The 3,369-nt window shown below is 71.9% G+C and carries 2 protein-coding genes and 1 pseudogene; 1 reads left to right on the top strand and 2 read right to left on the bottom strand.

Annotation, left to right across the window (positions count from 1 at the left end; genetic code table 11):
* Window positions 1-315 (bottom strand): annotated as a pseudogene (locus AOK11_RS37030) (VWA domain-containing protein); the annotation flags it as partial.
* Between the two features lie 255 nt (window positions 316-570).
* On the opposite strand from AOK11_RS37030, the gene AOK11_RS37025 reads away from it, so the two are divergent.
* Window positions 571-2,661 (top strand): PhoX family protein, encoded by a 2,091-nt coding sequence (locus tag AOK11_RS37025; protein WP_055598012.1) that lies wholly within the window; start codon window positions 571-573, stop codon window positions 2,659-2,661.
* A 167-nt stretch (window positions 2,662-2,828) separates the two neighbouring features.
* Here the strand turns inward: AOK11_RS37025 and AOK11_RS37020 are convergent.
* Window positions 2,829-3,369, bottom strand: a 541-nt coding sequence (locus AOK11_RS37020; protein WP_167353879.1) for an endonuclease/exonuclease/phosphatase family protein, incomplete at its 5' end; no start/stop codon positions are given.

The raw sequence follows: 3,369 nt of genomic DNA, 5'->3' as shown, positions 1-3,369 counted from the left end.
GGTGGAGGGCGTCGCGTTGTTGAAGGCCGCGGAGACGAGGTCGTGTTCGTCGGTGCGGGGTTCCGGGACGGAGGCCTTGGTGGCCTGCGGCGTCGGTTCGGGGGAGGGGGACGGAAGCCGGGGGGCCGAAGCTGCGGCCGCCGTGGACTCGTCGGTCGGCTCGGGCGGCGTCGGGGTGGCCGCGGTCGCGGCGTCCGGACGGGCGGTTTGTTCCGCATCGTCCGTTCCGGCGACCGGCGCCGCACCCTCCGCCTCTGCCGTGCTCGCTTTGCGTGACCGGCCGAACGCGTTCCGCAGGAGAGTGAGAATGCCCATGTGCGCAACCCTTCGCGTGAGTTGTAGCCCGTCAATCCCTGGCCAGGACGGACACGTAAGGTTAGCGGCCCTTGTGGGTGATCTTGGGCAGGGTGTCAAGGGCGCCATTCGGCCCCTGAGGGCCGGAGTGCAGTGAAGCAGGTAACTCCCTTCGTGCTGCCGCAGGTTCACTCTCCGTTCACCCTGACGCCCGGCTGCCGCACATATGTGCCCCTACGGTCACGCTGACACCCCGGGTTTCCAAGGAGAGAACACGTGCGCAAGCTGCTTCCGTTGATCGGGACGCCGTCCAGTTCGCACCCTGGCGGCCGGTCCGCCATGACCTGCCGCTTCCGGTGTGGTGACGCCTGCTTCCACGAGGTGCCCAACACCAGCTCCAACGCGTACGTCGGTGACGTCATCTCCGACGCCCTCAGCCGCCGGTCGATGATGCGGGCCGCCGCCGCCGTCACGGTGGTCGCGGCCGGTGCCGGCGCGGTCGGCCTCGCCGGCACTCCCGAGGCCCAGGCGGCCCCCGTCGCCGGCAAGGGAGGCCAGGGCCAGGGCCACGGGCACCAGAAGCCGAAGGGTGCCCGCGGTCTGCGGTTCACGCCCGTCGCGCCCAACACCGCCGACGTCGTCACCGTGCCGGAGGGCTACGACCAGAACGTCGTCATCCGCTGGGGTGAGCCCATCCTGCGCGGCGCTCCCGCCTTCGATCCCGAGAAGCAGACGGCCGAGGCGCAGGCCGGTCAGTTCGGGTACAACGTCGACTTCCTCGCGCTGCTCCCCCTCAAGGGCGAGCGCGGCCGGCAGTTGCTCGTGGCCAACCACGAGTACACCGACGAGGTCCTGATGTTCCGCGGCTACGACGCCGACAACCCCACCCGCGAGCAGGTGGAGATCGGCTGGGCCGCGCACGGCCTGGGCGTGGTCGTAGTCGAGGAGGACCGCAGGAGCGGCAAGCTCACGCCCGTCACCCGGCACCACCTCAACCGGCGTCTCACCGCCACCTCCGAGTTCCGGCTGACCGGTCCCGTCGCCGGGTCCGACCTGGTGAAGACCTCCGCCGACCCGACCGGCCGCAAGGTGCTCGGCACCCTCAACAACTGCGCCGGCGGCACCACCCCGTGGGGCACGACCCTGCACGGCGAGGAGAACTTCAACCAGTACTTCGCCCACAGCAGCCGCGCCACCGACAAGCGGTACGGCATCGGAACCGGCGCCACCGAGCGCAAGTGGGAGCGGTTCGACAAGCGGTTCGACCTCGCCCAGGAGCCCAACGAGGCACACCGGTTCGGCTACGTCGTCGAACTCGACCCGTACGACCCGGACTCCGTCCCGCGCAAGCGCACCGCGCTCGGCCGCTTCAAGCACGAGGGCGCGACCGTGCGCCTGACGCACGACGGCCGCCCGGTCGTGTACTCCGGTGACGACGAGCGGTTCGACTACCTCTACAAGTTCGTCGGCAGCAAGCGGATGCGGCACGGCAACAGCCGCTCCGCGCGCGAGCACAACCTCACGCTGCTCGACGAGGGCACCCTCTACGTCGCCAGGATCACCGGCGACTCCCCGGCCATCGAGATCGACGGCACCGGCAAGCTCCCGAAGGACGGCGAGTTCGACGGCAGCGGCCAGTGGATCCCGCTGGCCACCGCCACCGCCAAGGGCGCCGTCTCGCACGTCGACGGGATGACCGCCGAGGAGGTCTTCGTCTTCACGCGGCTCGCCGGCGACAAGGTGGGCGCCACCAAGATGGACCGCCCCGAGGACGTCGAGCCCAACCCGGTCACCGGCAAGGTCTACGTCGCCCTGACCAACAACACCAACCGCGGTGTCGGCGCGCACCCCAAGGCGGACGAGGCCAACCCGCGCAACGCCAACAAGCACGGCCACGTCCTGGAGCTGACCGAGCGCTGGAACCGGCCGGAGAGCACCCGGTTCGCCTGGTCGCTGTTCCTGGTCGCGGGCGACCCGCAGGACCCGGCGACGTACTTCGCCGGCTTCCCGAAGGACTCCGTGAGCCCGATCTCCTGCCCGGACAACGTCGCCTTCGACGACCACGGCAACCTGTGGATCTCCACCGACGGCGCCGCCCTCGGTTCGCACGACGGGCTCTTCGGTGTCGCTACGCGCGGTGACCGCCGCGGTGAGCTGAAGCAGTTCCTCACCGTGCCGAAGGGCGCGGAGACCTGTGGTCCGATCGTCCAGGACCGGCGGGTGCTCGTCGCCGTGCAGCACCCCGGCGAGGTGGACGGCGCGTCGGTGGAGAACCCGGGCAGCACCTGGCCCGACGGACCCGGCACGTACCCCCGGCCCGCCGTGGTCGCCGTGTGGCGCACCGACGGCCGCGACATCGGCGTCTGACGTCGACGGGCAAGGGCACTGACACGAGACCGAGAGCGAGACCTAGACCGAGAGCCACACGGGTTCGGATTCGGGTTCGGGTCCGGTCACGGACGGGGTGCGGGTTCCCTGCGGGGCGCCCGTGCCCCGTCCGCCGTCTCCGGGTGCGGCAAGGCGCCGGCCCGGGGTCAGCCGCCGTGGTGCAGCGCGAGGTCGACGACCAGGGTGCGGTGGTCGGTGTCGGCGAGGTCGAGGAAGCGGGGCCGGTCCGCGGCGAACTGCCGGGACACCAGCACATGGTCGATCTGGACGCCGAACGTCGGCGCGGTCCTGGCCGGCCAGGTCGGGACCCGGTAGGCGCCGCCCAGCCGGGCGGCGTCGCTGAGCCCGGAGTCGAGGAGGCGCCGGAAGGCGGCGTGGTCCTGGGAGGCGTTGAAGTCCCCGGCGAGCACCGTCGGGGCCGTCGGGTCCGCGGTGACGACGTCGCGCAGCCCGCGGAGCTCCCGTTCCCAGACGTCCACCTGGCCGGGGATCGGGGGCATGGGGTGGGCGAGCTGGAGCCGTACGGCGTGCCCGTCGACGTCGGCGACGGCGCCGGGCATGCCCAGGGTGCCGGGGACACCGGCGGTGCCCTCGAGCGGGAAGCGGCTGAGGATGACGGAGCCCTCGGAGCCGCCGCCCGCTACGGCCCGGCGGTGCGGGTAGTCCGCCGCCAGGTCCCGCCGCAGC

The organism is Streptomyces hirsutus, assembly GCF_001418415.1.
GTDB classification, from domain to species: domain Bacteria; phylum Actinomycetota; class Actinomycetes; order Streptomycetales; family Streptomycetaceae; genus Streptomyces; species Streptomyces hirsutus.
The sequence above is the reverse complement of the archived record's forward strand: the minus strand, read 5'-3'. Positions and strand labels throughout refer to the sequence as shown.